Here is a 16301-nt window from a genome sequence, read left to right on the forward strand (position 1 = left end):
GCACGGTCAAGACCGCGCTGCGACCCGCGTCACGGCCGCGGTCACCGCCCGGTCATCGCGCCCGGCCCCGGCGCCGCCCGGGCCCGCGCCTCACGGCCGGGTCATCCGCAGGACGTCCAGCGCCTCGTCGAGCTGCGCCTCGGTGAGGTCGCCGCGCTCCACGTAACCGCCCTCCAGGACGACCTCGCGGATGGTCTTGCGCTCGGCGAGCGACTTCTTGGCGACCTTCGCCGCCTCCTCGTACCCGATGTACTTGTTGAGCGGGGTGACGACCGAGGGCGAGGACTCCGCGTACTCCCGCGCCCGCTCGCGGTTCGCGGTGATCCCGTCGACGGTGCGGTCGGCGAGCAGCCGGGAGGCGTTGGCGAGCAGCCGCACCGACTCCAGCAGGTTCTTGGCGATGACCGGGAGCATCACGTTCAGCTCGAAGTTGCCGGCCGCGCCCGCCGCCGCCACCGTCGCGTCGTTGCCGGTGACCTGCGCCGCGACCATCAGCACGGCCTCCGGGATCACCGGGTTGACCTTGCCCGGCATGATCGAGGAGCCCGGCTGGAGGTCGGGCAGGCTGATCTCGGCGAGGCCGGTGCGCGGCCCGGACGCCATCCAGCGCAGATCGTTGGAGATCTTGGTGAGCGAGACGCCGACCGTGCGCAGCTGCCCGGACGTCTCCACCAGGCCGTCCCGCGCGCCCTGCGCCTCGAAGTGGTCGCGGGCCTCGGTGAGCGGAAGGCCGGTCGCCCGCGCCACCTCCGCGATCACGGCCGCGGAGAACCCGGGCGGGGTGTTGATGCCGGTGCCGACGGCCGTGCCGCCCAGCGGCAGCTCGGCGAGCCGGGGCAGCGAGGCCCGCAGCCGCTCCACGCCGTACCGCATCGCCGCCGCGTAGCCGCCGAACTCCTGGCCGAGGGTGACGGGGGTGGCGTCCATCAGATGCGTACGCCCGGACTTCACCACGTCCGCGAACTCGGCCGCCTTGCGCTCCAGGGCCTCGGCGAGGTGCTCCAGGGCCGGGATCAGATCGCCGGTGACGGCGGCCGTGGCGGCGATGTGGATGGAGGAGGGGAAGACGTCGTTGGACGACTGCGAGGCGTTGACGTGGTCGTTGGGGTGGACGTCCCGGCCCAGGCGCTCGCTCGCCAGGGTCGCCACGACCTCGTTCATGTTCATGTTGGACGAGGTGCCCGAGCCGGTCTGGAAGACGTCGACCGGGAAGTGCTCGTCCCAGCGCCCCTCGGCGACCTCCGCGGCCGCCTGCTGGACGGCCCCCGCGATGTCCTTGTCCAGCACGCCCAGTTCGGCGTTGACCTTGGCCGCGGCCGCCTTGATCCTGGCCAGCGCCTCGATGTGGGCGCGCTCGAGCCGCTGCCCCGAGACGGGGAAGTTCTCCACGGCCCGCTGCGTCTGGGCCCGCCACTTGGCGTGCGCGGGGACCCGCACCTCGCCCATGGAGTCGTGCTCGATCCGGTACTCACTGTCGTTCATATCCCTGAACCTCCTTGTAAAGATGAGCACTTGTCTGGTTCTAGCTATTCCCAATGAGCCCTACTGGCCAGTAAATACCGTTGGTAACTCATCACCGGGGAGGCGCAATGAGGCGCACCAGGCACAGACTTCGCTGTACGTTCGCGGCCGCCGTGGCCGCGGCGGCCGCGTTCGGGGGAATGACGGCGACGGCCGCGGCCGCACCCGCGGCGACGGTACAGTCCACCCCCCTTCCGCCCGAGCTCGAGAAGATCCGCGCCGCCGAGGCGCTCAAGCTGTACGGGGATTCCGCCGAGCGGCCCATGGCCCAGCGCAAGACGGGGCTGATCTCGCTGGGCGACAGCGAGATCTCCGGCGAGGGCGTCGGCACCTACGAGGCCGGCACCAACGGCCCCGACAACTGGTGCCACCGGGCCCCCGACTCCGCGATCCACCGCACCGGGATCCCCGCCGACGAGACGTACAACGTGGCTTGTTCGGGCGCGTACACCGGCAACATCCGGATAGGCGGCTCGAAGCAGTACGCGGACGAGCTGGTCCAGAGCGACAGCCTGGCCATCAAGGCCCGCAACACCCGCATCAAGATGGTGCTGCTGGTCGCGGGGGCCAACGACGACCTCCAGTTCGGCCCGGTGATGACCGACTGCGTGGAGCGGTACCTGCTGCTCCAGGGCCCCTGCGAGTCCAAGTACGCGCCGGGCTGGCAGGCGCGGGTGGACGGCCTGGTGCCCAAGGTCGAGCAGACGGTCGACGACCTGAAGACCGTGATGCGCGACGCCGGGTACGCCGACGGCGACTACAAGCTGGTCGTGATGGGCTACCCGAGCCCGATCGGCCCCGACTTCCACGACAACCCGAACTTCCCCGGCAAGCTGGTCTGCGGCGGCCTCGGCTACGACTCCGACACCGTCTGGGGCCGCAACACCGCCGTCCCGGCCTTCGAACGGGGGATGCGCAAGGCGGCGGCCGACACCGGCGCGGTCTACCTCGACAACTCGCGGCTCTTCAACGGCCACGAGGTGTGCATGGAGGACACCTGGGCGCGCGGCCTCTACATCGACCTGTCCAAGCCGGGCCTGCCGGACTCCAACTCGGTCCGCCAGTCCTTCCACCCCAACTACCGGGGCCACGGCGCCTTCGCGTCCTGCCTCACCCAGATCTACGACTCGGGCCTGCGCGAGGCCAGTTGCGCCGACCCCGCGTCCACCGGCTCGCCGGTGCTGTACCCGCTCGCCTGGGACGACGCGTACCAGCCGCTGAAGAGCGCGGCGACTGGCAGCTGCCTCGACGTGACCGGCGCGTCCAGCGCCAACAACACGGCCGTCATCGGCTGGGACTGCCACGGCGGCCGCAACCAGGGCTGGTGGTACGACGGCGCCCGCAAGTCGCTCCACACCCAGCTCACCCAGGACCGCTGCCTGGACGTGCCGGGCGCGAACTACTCGGCCGGGGCCAAGCTGATCATCTGGAACTGCCACGGCGGCGCCAACCAGGAGTTCGTCCGGGACGGCTCCACCCTGCGCCCGGCGGCCGCCACCGGGCTGTGCGCCACGCTGGCGGGGGCCAGGGACCCGCTGACGCTGCGCCCGTGCGACGGCTCCCCGTCGCAGCGCTTCGCGTAAGGCGGGCCACCGCATAACCGCCCCTCCCTTTAGGTTAGGCTGACCTAACTTACAGGGAGGGGATCGGGCGTGAGCGCCGAGGTCTATCGCGACACCTGGGGCGTCCCGCACCTGCGGGCGGCCGACGCCCGTGAGCTGGCGTACGCCCAGGGCCGGGCCACCGCCGTGGACCGGGCCTGGCAGCTGGAGGTCGAACGGCACCGGGTGCAGGGCACCACGGCCGCCTTCCTCGGCCCCGACGCGGTCGGCTGGGACGTCTTCGCCCGCCGCGCCCGGCTGGCCGACACGGCCCGCCGGTGCTTCGAGGCGCTGGACGCGGAGACGGCGGACTGGGTCACGGCGTACGTGGCGGGGGTCAACGACGGGCTCGCGGAAGGGGCCGCCGACCAGCCCGGCTTCGCGGAGACGGGCCTGGCGCCCGGTCGCTGGGAGCCGTGGACCCCGCTGGGCGTCTGGCTCTCCACCCACATCCTGTTCGCGGGCTTCCCCACCAAGCTCTGGCGCGAGCGCGCGGTCGCCGTCCTCGGCCCGGACGCGGTGGAGCTGTTCGCCACCGACGGCCCCGGCACCTCCGGCTCCAACGGCTGGCTGGTCACCGGCGAGCACACCGCCACCGGCGCCGCGATCATCGCGGGCGACCCGCACCGCTTCATCGAGGACCCCGGCGTCTACCAGCAGATCCGCCTCTCCTGCCCGGAGTACGACGTGGTGGGCCTCGCCGTCCCCGGCGTCCCCGGCATCGCCCACTTCGGCCACACCGGCTCGGTCGCCTGGGCCATCACCAACGCCATGGCCGACTACCAGGACCTGTACCGCGAACGCCTGCGCCGCGACGGTACGGACGTGGCCGCGCTCGGCCCCGACGGCTGGGCCCCGGCGTCCGTCCACGTCGAGACGGTGGAGGTGGCGGGCGCGGCCCCGGTGACGGTCGAGGTGATCGAGACGGACCGGGGCCCGGTGATCATCGGCGGCCCCGACGCGGCCGACGCCATCAGCCTGCGCCACCCGCCCCGTGTCACCGCCGCCCTCGGCTTCGCCGCGCTCCCGGCGCTGCTGCGCGCCCGGACCGCCGACGACGTCGACCGCGCCTTCGACGAGTGGGTCGAGCCGGTCAACGTGGTCCAGGCCGCCGACACCGGGGGCGGCCATCTGCACCGCGTGGCGGGCCGCGTACCGCTGCGCCACGCCACCAACCGCGTACGGGTCGTCCCGGCGTGGGAGGCGGACCACGCGTGGACGGGCTGGGCCCCGATGCCGCGCGAGGAGGTGTCCGGGACGGCCGTGATGGCCAACCAGCGGGGCCTGGCGGCGCCGCTGGGCGTGGAGTTCGCGCCCCCGTACCGCGCGGACCGCATAGCGGCCCTGCTGGCCGCCTCGCGAGCGTGGACGGCGCCGCGGATGGCGGCGATCCACACGGACACGGACCTGGCGTCGGCACGCCCGCTGCTGGGGCTCCTGACGCAGCTCAAGAACCTGACTCCCCGGGCGGAGGCCCTCCGGGACCGTCTGACGACGGGCTGGGACCGCCGCATGGAGGCGGACTCGACGGACGCGATGGCGTACGCGACGGTGCGGGAGCGGGTGGTACGGGCGCTGGCGGCGCACCCGTCCTTCGCGGACCTGGCCGAACTCCCGCCGCTGCCGGACCTGTTCCTGCCCTGGCTGGCGCTGACGCCGAGGATCGCGTTCGCGCTGGAGACGATCCTGACGACGCCGATGCTGCCGGAGCTCGACCGGGTGGAGCTGGTGCGGGCGGCGCTGGAGGAAGTGGCGGCGGAGGGGGCGGAGTTCGGCCCCTGGGGCGAGGCGCACCGGCTGGCGCCGTGGCAGGCCCTGCCGGTGCCGGAGGAGTGGCCGGGCCTGGCGGGCGACCACGACTGCGTCCTGTCCGCGAGCAGCGTCCCCGGCCTGACGCACCGCAGCGCCCGTGGCTCGGCCGCGCGGTACGTCTGGGACCTGGCCCGCCGCGAGGACAGCCTCTGGGTGGTCCCGTTCGGCGCGTCCGGCGCCCCGGGCAGCCCCCACCACCGGGACCAGCTGCGGCTGTGGGCGGCGGGGGAGCTGGCGGAGGTCGTGACGGACTGGGCGAAGCTGAGGAGAGAGACGGTGTACGAGCGAGGTGTCCACGCGTACGAGGAGAAGGTCCCGGGCTTCGGTACGGTCCGACTCCGCCCCCTCGACCCCTCGGGGGACGCGGACCTGATCCACTCCTGGGTCACCCAGGAGCGGGCGCGGTTCTGGGGGATGCTGGACGCGGACCGCGCGTACGTGGCGGAGACCTACGCGTACGTGGACTCCCTCCCCACGCACCACGCGTTCCTGCTCCTGCTGGACGACGAGCCGGTGGGGCTGTTCCAGACGTACGAGCCCGCGGCGGATCCGCTGGGGGAGTGCTACGAGGTGCGCCCGGGCGACGTCGGCATCCACATCCTGGTGGCCCCCGCGCCGGGCGCGGCGCGCCCCGGATTCACCGGCGCGCTGATGAAGTCCCTGATCACCTACGTCCTCTCCGACCCCGCCCACCAGCGAATCGTGGTGGAACCGGACGTCCGGAACGTGAAGTCGATCGAGCGGATGGTGCGGTCGGGGTTCGTACTGGGGGAGGAAGTCGATAAGCCGGAGAAGCGAGCGCGCCTGGCTTTCCTGGAGAGGCCCCCCACCCCGCCCCTTCCCTGAAGCCCTCGGGCGGGCGGCCGGGTGGTGGGTCGGGGCGGGCTGCTGGGGGCTGCGCCCCCAGACCCCTCTGAGCTCGTCTGCGGACCGTCCCCCACTGGTCGCGCAGTTCCCCGCGCCCCTAAACGGCTCGGCTTCGCCATCGCAGTCGCCCGTACCTCCTAGGGGCGCGGGGAACTGCGCGAGCAACCCACCACGGCCCGCAGACGAACGGGCTTGCCCACCCACCCCTGTGCCTCAGCGGCGGGGGGGGCAGGGGCGGCAGGCCCCCGGCGGGGTCCGGGGCGGAGCCCCGAAGCGGGGCGCAGGGGGCGCAGCCCCCGCCCAGGGGTCCGGGGGCGTAGCCCCCGGGGAAGCTCACCCACCCCGGCCCGCCCCCACCCCCGGAGGGTTTAGGGAAGGGGCGGGGTGGGGGCAAAAACTCCTACTGCTGCGCAGCTCCCCGCACAGGAATGTTCAAAAACGTAGGCGGCTCAGCCGGCGCCTGGAAGAAGTCGTTGCCCTTGTCGTCGACGACGATGAACGCCGGGAAGTCCTCGACCTCGATCTTCCACACCGCCTCCATCCCCAACTCCTCGTACTCGACGACCTCGACCTTCTTGATGCAGTCCTGGGCGAGACGCGCGGCGGGCCCACCGATGGACCCCAGGTAGAACCCCCCGTGCGCGTCGCACGCCGAAGTGACCTGCCCCGACCGGTTCCCCTTGGCCAGCATCACCTTGGAGCCACCCGCCGCCTGGAACTGCTCCACGTAGGAGTCCATACGCCCGGCCGTGGTCGGCCCGAAGGACCCCGACGCGTACCCCTCGGGGGTCTTGGCGGGCCCGGCGTAGTACACCGGGTGGTCCTTCAGGTACTGCGGCATCTCCTCCCCCGCGTCCAACCGCTCCTTGATCTTCGCGTGCGCGATGTCGCGCGCCACGACCAGCGGGCCGGTCAGCGAGAGACGGGTCTTGACCGGGTACTTCGTCAGCTCCGCCAGGATGTCGTCCATCGGCTGGTTGAGGTCGATCCTGACGACGTCACCGGACTCGTCCAGGTGCTCGTCCGTCGTCTCCGGCAGGAACCGCGCCGGGTCCTTCTCCAGCTCCTCCAGGAACACGCCCTCGGCCGTGATCTTCGCGACCGCCTGGCGGTCCGCCGAGCAGGACACCGCGATCGCGACCGGCAGCGAAGCGCCGTGGCGGGGCAGGCGCACCACGCGCACGTCGTGGCAGAAGTACTTGCCGCCGAACTGCGCGCCGATGCCGATCTTCTGCGTCAGCTCGAAGACCTTCTGCTCCAGCTCCTCGTCGCGGAAGCCGTGCCCGGTCGGCGAGCCCTCGGTCGGCAGCTCGTCGAGGTAGTGCGCCGAGGCGTACTTCGCGGTCTTGAGCGCGAACTCCGCCGACGTACCGCCGACCACGATCGCCAGGTGGTAGGGCGGGCACGCCGCCGTACCGAGCGAGCGGATCTTCTCCTCCAGGAACTTCATCATGGAGGCCTCGTTCAGGACGGCCTTCGTCTCCTGGTAGAGGAACGACTTGTTGGCCGAGCCGCCGCCCTTCGCCATGAAGAGGAACTTGTACGCGCCGCCGTCCGTCGCGTACAGCTCGATCTGCGCGGGCAGGTTCGAGCCGGTGTTCCTCTCCTCCCACATGGTGATCGGAGCCATCTGCGAGTAGCGCAGGTTGAGCTGCGTGTACGCGTCGTAGATGCCGCGCGAGAGCGCTTCCTCGTCGCCGCCGGACGTCAGCACGTTCTGGCCGCGCTTGCCCATCACGATCGCCGTGCCGGTGTCCTGGCACATCGGCAGCACGCCCGCCGCCGCGATGTTCGCGTTCTTCAGCAGGTCGAGCGCCACGAACTTGTCGTTGCCCGACGCCTCGGGGTCGTCGATGATCTTCCGCAGCTGGGCGAGGTGCGCCGGGCGGAGGTAGTGCTGGATGTCGTGGATCGCCTCGGCGGCCAGCTTGCGCAGCGCCTCCGGCTCGACCTTGAGGAACGTACGGCCGTCAGCCTCGAAGGTGGAGACACCCTCGGCGGTCACCAGTCGGTAGGGCGTGTTGTCCTCTCCCAGGGGGAGCAGATCGGAGTACGCGAACTCTGGCATGTGTACGGCCATTCCTCACTCGGCAGACAGCGGCTGACCTCCATTGGCACAGCACCCTCAAGCGTATGCCGCCGCCACGGCCCCGATCCTGTGAGGTAAGGCTCAGTTGCGACCGGGCCAGGGCGCCGCGCCCACACTCACGTACCCCTAGTCGCGATCTATCGCGTTTCGGTACGCTGACTCCGTGGACCTCGAAAAGCACGACGCCAAGCCGCAGCCCGTGGAGACCGCCCCGCTGCGCGCCTCCGACGCCGACCGCGACCGGGTCGCCGACATCCTGCGCGAGGCGCTCGCGGAGGGCCGCCTCGACGCGGAGGAGCACGCCGAGCGCATCGACGGCGTCTACCGGGCCAAGACGCTGGGCGAGCTGGAACCGCTGGTACGGGACCTGCCCGCGGCGGCCGACGGCGCGCACCGGTTCGGCGCGCCCTCCACCGCGTCGTCCACGCCCGCGTACGCGACCGCACACGCCCCGGACGAGGCCGCGGGGGCGGTCGCCGCCGAGAACCTGGTCGCCGTCTTCTCCAGCTCCACCCGAAAGGGCCGCTGGCGCATCGGCCGCCGCACGAACGCGTTCGCGCTCTTCGGCAGCGTCGAGATCGATCTCACCGAGGCCTATTTCGAACAGCGGCTTTCCGTCATCAACGCCACCTCGGTCTTCGGCAACATCGAGGTCCGGGTCCCCGAGAACGTCAGTCTGCGCGGCAGCGGGACCGGCGTCTTCGGCAACTTCGAAGTGGACACGCTGGAGGCCGAACACCCCGAGGCGCCCGTGGTCGTCGTCAATGGATACGCGGTATTCGGCAACATCGAGGCCAAGCCCAAGCGCGGCAAGCGGATCGCCGACCTCCGCGACCGCCTGCGCAAACGCCTCGACTCCTGACGCGTCGCGTCCGCACACTTCAAGTCATCGGCGCACGATCGGAATTCCGGACAACGGAACTCAGTGCATAGGCGCGCGCACAGCGGGTAGGGACTGTCGCATCGTCGCTCGCTCGCGAAGCCGTCGTCAGCCGTCGTCAGGAGTTGGCCGTGCTGCATCCGCCGCATCAGTCCCTGCAGGTCGCCGTCGCAGTCCCGCCGCAGCGCGGCCCAGCTCGGGAGGACCAGGCGGGCCCGTGGCACACGGAGGCGGTCTGCCGCCGGGACGAGGCGGGGCTGTTCTTCGCCCCCTCCAAGGAACCGACGGCCGCGCGCCTGTCGCGCGAGGAGGCCGCCAAGCGCGTCTGCGCCCGCTGTCCCGTGATGGTCGAGTGCCGCGAGCACGCCCTGCTGATGCCCGAGCCGTACGGGGTGTGGGGCGGTCTCACGGCGGCCGAGCGGCGCGTGGTGCTGGCCCGGCGGCGCCGGCGCGAGGTCGAGCTGAAGAAGGCCGCGTCCGCCGCCTGACGCGTGCGTACGTACGCGAAGGGGCGCTCCCGTCCGCACAACGGGGGCGCCCCTTCACGTACGTACGCGACTGTGGCCGCTACTTCGCGCGGTCGAAGTCGATCTGGCTGTAGGCGCGCAGCTTCGACAGCCGGTGCGTGGAGTCGATCTGGCGGATCGTGCCCGACTTCGAGCGCATGACCAGCGACTGCGTGGTGGCGGTCTCGGCGCGGTAGCGGACGCCGCGCAGGAGCTCGCCGTCGGTGATGCCGGTGGCGACGAAGAACACGTTGTCGCCGGAGACCAGGTCGTTGGTCGACAGCACCCGGTCGAGGTCGTGGCCCGCGTCGAGGGCGCGCTGGCGCTCGGCGTCGTCCTTGGGCCAGAGCTTGCCCTGGATGGTGCCGCCGAGGCACTTGATGGCACAGGCGGAGATGATGCCCTCGGGCGTGCCGCCGATGCCCATCAGCAGGTCGACGCCGGTGCCCTCGCGCACGGCCATGATGGATCCGGCCACGTCGCCGTCGGAGATGAACTTGATGCGGGCGCCGGTCTCCCGGATCTCCTTGACGATGCCCTCGTGGCGCGGGCGGTCGAGGATGACGACCGTGACGTCCTCGGGCGAGGAGTTCTTGGCCTTGGCGACGCGCCGGATGTTCACCGAGACGGGCGCGTTGATGTCGACGAAGTCGGCGGCCTCGGGCCCGGTGACCAGCTTGTCCATGTAGAAGACGGCGGACGGGTCGAACATCGTCCCGCGGTCGGCCGCGGCCAGGACCGCGATGGCGTTGGGCATGCCCTTGGCGTTGAGCGTGGTCCCGTCGATGGGGTCGACGGCGATGTCGACCTCGGGCCCGGTGCCGTCCCCGATGCGCTCCCCGTTGTAGAGCATGGGGGCTTCGTCCTTCTCGCCCTCTCCGATGACGACGACGCCGTTCATGGAGACGGTGGAGACGAGGGTGCGCATGGCGTTGACCGCGGCGCCGTCCGCGCCGATCTTGTCGCCGCGCCCGACCCAGCGGCCCGCGGCCATGGCGGCGGCCTCGGTGACCCGGACCAGTTCCAGGGCGAGGTTGCGGTCGGGGGCCTCGGGCGAGACCTCGAGCTGGGGCGGCAAGTTGTGCTCGGTCATCGGAGCGCACCTTTCTGTACGGCGACGGCCGGTCGGAATCAGAGGGTCCTTGGACTCTATCGTCACATCGACAAAATGAGCAGAGGGGGCCACGTATGAGCAGCGACATGACCTGAGACCATGGGGGTGTGGCAGGAACACGTGGCAAGCAGAGTGTGCGGAACATGCTGCAGTCGTTGGCGGTGATCGGTATCGCCGTGGCTGTGATCTACATGTTCGTCCCGCACGACGGAAAGAAGGACCCCGTCAAGGCGGTCGACTACCGCGTCGAGCTCCTGACGGTCCGCCGCGCCGCGCCGTACCCGGTGGCGGCGCCGGTCGGGCTCCCCGACCAGGACAAGTGGAAGGCGACCTCGGTCACCTACGACGGCCAGGCCGACAACGCCTGGCACCTCGGCTTCCTGGACCCGGAGAAGGAGTACGTGGCGATCGAGCAGTCCTCGGCGCCCGACCGGGACAAGTTCGTCCGCTCGGTCGCCAAGAAGGCGGCGAAGACGGACCACACCCAGCAGATCGCGGGCGCGACCTGGCGCCGCTGGGAGGGCCCCAAGTACGACGCGCTGGTCCGCGAGGACAAGGGCTCCACGACGGTGGTGACCGGCACGGCGGGCTTCGCGCAGCTGGAGCGGATGGCGGCGGCGCTGGAGCTGAAGAAGGCGTGAAGCACGCTTGACATACGGCGAAGGCCGCCGCGCCCCACGGGGGCTGCGGCGGCCTTCGCCGTTGTACGAGCCGGGGCTCAGACGGTCGTCACGACCTCGTCGTACGACAGACGCGGGCTGCGCGGGTACGACGCGTCCTCGCCCGGCTTGCCGATGTTGACGACCATCAGCGGGGTGTGGTCGCCGTCCAGGAACTCCTTCTGGATGGCGGCGCCGTCGAAGCCGGTCATCGGCCCGGCGGCGAGCCCGGCGGCGCGGACGCCGACGATGAAGTAGGCGGCCTGGAGCGCGGCGTTCAGACCGGCGGCGTTCTCACGGGCCGGACGCTCGCTGAAGAACACGTCCTTGGCCTGCGGGAACGCCGGGAACAGCGTCGGCAGCTCCTCGTGGAACTCGTTGTCGGCGGCGAGGATGGCGACCAGCGGGGCGGTGGCGGTCTTGGCCCGGTTGCCCTCGGCCATGTGCGCCACCAGCCGCTCACGCGCCTCGGCCGAACGCACCAGCACGATCCGCAGCGGCGTCTGGTTGAAGGCGGTCGGCCCGAACTTGACCAGGTCGTAGATCGCCTGCACCTGCTCCTCGCTCACCGGCTCGTCGGTGAACGTGTTGGCGGTACGGGCCTCACGGAAGAGGAGGTCCTGAGCGGCGGAGTCAAGGGCGAGAGACATTACGTACCTTCCGGACTTACGGGGATTCCGCTTGCGGGGGATTCAAGCGGCGTCGCCACCGTACGACGGAGTTAGGTTAACTTTCAACTAATAGGGGGTGGGGGTGACCGGCCTCACAAAGGGGGCGATTTTCAGCCACGCTGCCGAGCGTGGGGTTGACCCCCCACCCCACCCCACCCCTTCCCGAAAGCCCTCTGGCGGGCGGCCGGGTTCGTTGCCTGCGGGCCGGTGGGGGCTGCGGCGCACTTTGTCTGCTGGTTGTGGTGGGTTGCTCGCGCAGTTCCCCGCGCCCCTGGGGGGTGCGGGCGATGGCGATGGCGAAGCCGAGCCGTATAGGGGCGCGGGGAACTGCGCGACCAGCCACAGCGGACTCGCAGACGAACGGGGGTCCGGGGCGGAGCCCCGGAGGGGGTGCAGGGGGCGGAGCCCCCGCTCGGGGGCTGGGGGCGCGGCCCCCAGGGAAACCGTCCTTCGCCCCCACCCGCCCCCGGAGGGTTCAGGGAAGGGGCGGGGAGGGGCGCAACCTCACCCCTCGGCCTCCAGCGCCGCATCCAACCGAGCCCGAGCCCCCTCCAACCACCGCCGGCACACCTTCGCCAACGCCTCCCCCCGCTCCCACAACGCCAGCGACTCCTCCAGAGTCGTCCCCCCGGCCTCCAGCCGCCGCACCACGTCGATCAACTCGTCCCGAGCCTGCTCGTACCCGAGCGACTCGGACGAAGCCGACGCCCCGGACCCCGCCGCGGACGCGCCGGAAGCGTCCGAGCCGGAAACGCTCACCTCCGCCGCAGACACACCCACACCCCCGTCACCCTCGTCCCCACCCGAACCAACCTTCGCAGCCATACCCGTCACCCTACGCATCCGTCCCGACGACAACCGTGAACTCCCCCTCGGCCACCCTGGCCCGCAGCTCCTCGCCCCCGGCGACCTCCCCCGGCGCCCGCACCACCGCCCCGTCCGCCCGCTGAAGCACCGCGTATCCCCGCTCCAGCGTCGCCGCCGGCGAGAGCGCGACCACGCGCGCGCGGGTGTGGGCCAGCTCGGAGTCGGCCCGGTCGAGGAGGTGGCCGAGGACCCGGCGTGAGCGGTCCACCAGCGCGTCCACCTCGTCCGCCCGGTCGTCCACCATCCGGTGCGGCCGCTCCATCCAGGGGCGGCCGAGCACCCCGGCGAGCCCCCGCTCCTCCCGGTCGACGAGGCCGACGACATGCCGCCGCGCCCGGTCCCGCAGCATCCTGACCCGGTCCAGCTCCTCCCCGACGTCGGGGACGACCTTCTTCGCCGCGTCCGTCGGCGTCGACGCCCGCAGATCCGCGACCAGGTCGAGCAGCGGCGCGTCCGGCTCGTGCCCGATCGCCGAGACCACCGGCGTACGGCACTCGGCCACCGCCCGCACTAGCTGCTCGTCGGAGAACGGCAGCAGATCCTCCACACTGCCCCCGCCCCGCGCCACGATGATCACGTCGACCTCCGCGAGCCCGTCCAGCTCCTTCACCGCCTGGACGACCTGCGGCACCGCGTGCACCCCCTGCACCGCCACGTTGCGCACCTCGAAGCGCACCGCGGGCCAGCGCCGCCGCGCGTTCTCCAGCACGTCACGCTCGGCCGCCGAGGCGCGGCCGACCACCAGGCCGACGAGCTGCGGCAGGAACGGCAGCGGCCGCTTGCGGTCGAGCGCGAACAGCCCCTCCGCCGCGAGCGACTTCTTCAACTGTTCGAGCCGGGCGAGCAGTTCGCCGATGCCCACCGGCCGTATCTCCGCGGCCCGCAGCGACAGCTGGCCGCGCGGCGCGTACCACTCCGGCTTCGCGTGCACCACGACCCGGGCGCCCTCGGCGACGACGTCCGCCACCGCGTCGAACACCTGCCGGTAGCAGGTGACCGACACCGAGATGTCGTGCGACGGGTCACGCAGCGTCAGGAACACCACGCCCGCGCCCGGCCGCCGCGAGAGCTGGGTGATCTGCCCCTCGACCCAGATCGCCCCCAGCCGGTCGATCCAGCCCCCGATGAGCCGCGACACCTCACCGACCGGCAGCGGCGCCTGCGCACTCGTATTCAGACCCATGTACGCAGGCTAACGGCCCCCACTGACACCGGCCCCGAACGCGCCGCCCCCGGACGGCGAGCTCGTACGGCCCCGGCCCACGAGCGCCCCCGCTACCCGACCCGCCCAAACCTCTCCGCCCCCTGCACCATCAGCACCCCCACCCCCAGCACCAGCCACACGAACCCCACCACCTGCGCCGTACGCGTCGCCTCCCACATCACCGCCACGATCACCGCCGCGCCGAGCAGCGGCAGCACCACATGTCTGAGCCAGTCGGGCGCGCCCTCCCGGCGGCGTACCGCGTACCAGCCGATCACCGACGCGTGCAGCAGCAGGAACGCCGTCAGCGCGCCCATGTCGACCACCGAGACCAGATGATCCATGCCGTCGTCGCGCCGGGCCGCCCAGACCGCCGCCACCAGCGTCACCACGGCCGCCACGAGCAGCGCCGCGCGCGGTACGCCCGAGTCCGTGCGCGCCAGGACCTTCGGCAGCCGCCGCTCGCGCGCCATCGCGAAGACCAGCCGGCCCGCCGCGGCCTGCCCGGCCAGCGCCGCGAACGCCGCCCCGATCGCCTTGCTCACCGCCACCAGATCGTGCAGCCAGGTGCCCACGGACGCCTCCACGGTGTCGTAGAAGGCCGAGCCCTGCTTGACCGGCTCGGCCGCGAGCTCGGCCGACGAGACCGGCGTGAGCAGCGCCGCCAGATACGTCTGCGCCACGAACAGCAGGCCCGCAAGCGCCAGACAGAACAGCACCGCGCGCGCGACCTTCTCCGAACCCCCGGTCACCTCCTCCGCGAAGGAGGCGATCGCGTCGAAGCCCAGGTACGAGAGCACCGCCACCGACACCGCCCCGAGCACCGCCGTCAGTGAGAACCCGGCGTCCCCGGCCAGCGGCGACAGCCAGTCGCGCCGCGCCCCGTCCCGTACGAGCACGACCACCGCCGCGACCACGAACACCAGCAGGACGGCGATCTCCATGGCGAGCACCGCGAACCCGACCCGAGCCGCCGCCCGTACGCCCCAGAGGTTGAGCGCCGTGGTGACCACCACGGCCAGCGCGGTCCACACCCATCGGGAGACCTCCGGGACCAGCGAGTGCATGGCGATCCCGGAGAAGAGGTACGCGACGGCCGGGATCAGCAGATAGTCGAGCATCGCCATCCAGCCCGCGATGAACCCGGCCCCCTCGCCGAGCCCCGCGCGCGCGTAGGCGAAGACCGAGCCCGCCTGCGGGGCGACGCGGACCATCTGGGCGTAGCTGAATGCGGTGAACGCCATGGCGACCGTTGACACCAGGTAGACCAGGGCGACGGCGCCGTGCGACTTCGCGTCGAGGGTGCCGAAGATGCCCACGGGGGCCATCGGGGCGATGAACAGCAGCCCGTAGACGACGAGGTCACGAAACCCCAGGCTGCGCCGCAGCCCGCCGTCCCGGCGCACCTGTAGGGCTTCCTTGCTCTCTCCGTTCCGCGCACTCATGCGGCCAGTCTCGTCGGCTGGACGATCTTTGGCCCGCCGGGCAGGGCAGGGGTGTCGGAGCCCGGCCGTACCATGGAGCGCATGACTGCAACGCCTGCCCGCCGTGTCCTGCTCGCAGCACCCCGTGGCTACTGCGCGGGTGTGGACCGCGCCGTGATCGCCGTCGAGAAGGCCCTGGAGCAGTACGGGTCGCCGATCTACGTCCGGCACGAGATCGTCCACAACAAGTACGTCGTGCAGACCCTGGAGAAGAAGGGCGCGATCTTCGTCGACGAGACGGCGGAGGTCCCCGAGGGGTCGATCGTCATGTTCTCGGCGCACGGCGTGGCGCCGGCCGTGCACGCGGAGGCGGCCGAGCGGAAGCTCGCCACCATCGACGCGACCTGCCCCCTGGTCACCAAGGTGCACAAGGAGGCCGTCCGGTTCGCCAACGAGGACTACGACATCCTCCTGATCGGCCACGAGGGCCACGAGGAGGTCATCGGCACCTCCGGCGAGGCCCCCGACCACATCACGCTGGTCGACGGCCCCGAGGACGTGGCGAACGTCGAGGTCCGCGACGAGTCGAAGGTCGTCTGGCTCTCCCAGACCACGCTCTCGGTCGACGAGACCATGGAGACGGTGGACGCCCTCAAGCAGAAGTTCCCGCTGCTCGTCTCCCCGCCCAGCGACGACATCTGCTACGCGACGCAGAACCGCCAGATCGCGGTGAAGCAGATGGGCGCGGACGCGGACCTGGTCATCGTCGTCGGCTCCAAGAACTCCTCGAACTCGGTCCGCCTGGTCGAGGTCGCCCTCGGCGCGGGCGCGCGCGACGCCCACCTGGTGGACTTCGCCGACGAGATCGACGAGGCGTGGCTGGAGGGCGTGACCACGGTCGGCCTCACCTCCGGCGCGTCCGTCCCCGAGGTCCTGGTCGAGGGCGTACTGGAATGGCTCGCCCAGCGCGGCTTCGAGGACGTCGAGCTCGTCAAGGCGGCGGAGGAGTCGATCACGTTCTCGCTGCCGAAGGAGCTCCGCCGCGATCTGCGCGCGGAGGCGGCGGAGCTGTCCGGGAAGTAGCCG

General features: G+C 71.7%; 13 protein-coding genes. 6 read left to right on the forward strand and 7 right to left on the reverse strand.

Features of this window, described 5'->3' with window-relative positions; genetic code table 11:
- Positions 1-90: 90 nt before the first annotated feature.
- Positions 91-1482 carry a class II fumarate hydratase gene (locus IE252_RS15245; RefSeq protein ID WP_190089942.1) on the reverse strand — a complete coding sequence of 464 codons (1392 nt, stop codon included), beginning with the start codon at positions 1480-1482 and terminating at the stop codon, positions 91-93.
- A 107-nt stretch (positions 1483-1589) separates the two neighbouring features.
- Between IE252_RS15245 and IE252_RS15250 the strand changes: the two genes are divergently transcribed.
- Positions 1590-3104 (forward strand): ricin-type beta-trefoil lectin domain protein, encoded by a 1515-nt coding sequence (locus tag IE252_RS15250; RefSeq protein WP_190089943.1) that lies wholly within the window; start codon positions 1590-1592, stop codon positions 3102-3104.
- Positions 3105-3173: 69 nt separating this feature from the next.
- Positions 3174-5780 carry a GNAT family N-acetyltransferase gene (locus IE252_RS15255; RefSeq protein ID WP_190089944.1) on the forward strand — a complete coding sequence of 869 codons (2607 nt, stop codon included), beginning with the start codon at positions 3174-3176 and terminating at the stop codon, positions 5778-5780.
- 421 nt (positions 5781-6201) lie between these two features.
- Here the strand turns inward: IE252_RS15255 and IE252_RS15260 are convergent, their stop codons facing one another.
- Entirely contained in the window at positions 6202-7869 is a 1668-nt protein-coding gene (locus IE252_RS15260; protein ID WP_190089945.1) for a fumarate hydratase, read from the reverse strand.
- 184 nt (positions 7870-8053) lie between these two features.
- Here IE252_RS15260 and IE252_RS15265 point away from each other — a divergent pair, with 184 nt between their 5' ends.
- Complete coding sequence (locus IE252_RS15265; RefSeq protein ID WP_190089946.1) at positions 8054-8752, forward strand: DUF1707 SHOCT-like domain-containing protein; 699 nt, start codon at positions 8054-8056, stop codon at positions 8750-8752.
- A 149-nt stretch (positions 8753-8901) separates the two neighbouring features.
- On the forward strand, positions 8902-9258 hold the full coding sequence (locus tag IE252_RS15270; RefSeq protein ID WP_067163559.1) for a WhiB family transcriptional regulator: 357 nt from the start codon (positions 8902-8904) through the stop codon (positions 9256-9258).
- A 79-nt stretch (positions 9259-9337) separates the two neighbouring features.
- Here the strand turns inward: IE252_RS15270 and glpX are convergent, their stop codons facing one another.
- Complete coding sequence (gene glpX / locus IE252_RS15275; RefSeq protein ID WP_067163561.1) at positions 9338-10369, reverse strand: class II fructose-bisphosphatase; 1032 nt, start codon at positions 10367-10369, stop codon at positions 9338-9340.
- A 128-nt stretch (positions 10370-10497) separates the two neighbouring features.
- On the opposite strand from glpX, the gene IE252_RS15280 reads away from it, so the two are divergent.
- Positions 10498-11031 carry a DUF4245 domain-containing protein gene (locus IE252_RS15280; RefSeq protein WP_101389870.1) on the forward strand — a complete coding sequence of 178 codons (534 nt, stop codon included), beginning with the start codon at positions 10498-10500 and terminating at the stop codon, positions 11029-11031.
- A 77-nt stretch (positions 11032-11108) separates the two neighbouring features.
- On the opposite strand, the gene IE252_RS15285 is transcribed toward IE252_RS15280, so the two are convergent.
- The 4 genes from IE252_RS15285 to IE252_RS15300 all read right to left on the reverse strand — a co-directional run bounded on the left by IE252_RS15285 (position 11109) and on the right by IE252_RS15300 (position 15236).
- Positions 11109-11699, reverse strand: coding sequence for a malonic semialdehyde reductase (locus IE252_RS15285; protein ID WP_190089947.1), 591 nt, complete (start codon positions 11697-11699; stop codon positions 11109-11111).
- 525 nt (positions 11700-12224) lie between these two features.
- Positions 12225-12479 carry an exodeoxyribonuclease VII small subunit gene (locus tag IE252_RS15290; RefSeq protein WP_190090174.1) on the reverse strand — a complete coding sequence of 85 codons (255 nt, stop codon included), beginning with the start codon at positions 12477-12479 and terminating at the stop codon, positions 12225-12227.
- A gap of 76 nt (positions 12480-12555) precedes the next feature.
- Positions 12556-13770, reverse strand: a complete 1215-nt coding sequence (gene xseA / locus IE252_RS15295) for an exodeoxyribonuclease VII large subunit (protein ID WP_190089948.1) — start codon at positions 13768-13770, stop codon at positions 12556-12558.
- Positions 13771-13862: 92 nt separating this feature from the next.
- Positions 13863-15236, reverse strand: a complete 1374-nt coding sequence (locus IE252_RS15300) for an APC family permease (protein ID WP_190089949.1) — start codon at positions 15234-15236, stop codon at positions 13863-13865.
- 72 nt (positions 15237-15308) lie between these two features.
- On the opposite strand from IE252_RS15300, the gene IE252_RS15305 reads away from it, so the two are divergent.
- Entirely contained in the window at positions 15309-16298 is a 990-nt protein-coding gene (locus IE252_RS15305; RefSeq protein ID WP_190089950.1) for a 4-hydroxy-3-methylbut-2-enyl diphosphate reductase, read from the forward strand.
- Positions 16299-16301 lie beyond the last annotated feature (3 nt).

Origin of the sequence: Streptomyces melanogenes (genome assembly GCF_014649795.1) — a bacterium.
Lineage (GTDB): Bacteria > Actinomycetota > Actinomycetes > Streptomycetales > Streptomycetaceae > Streptomyces > Streptomyces noboritoensis.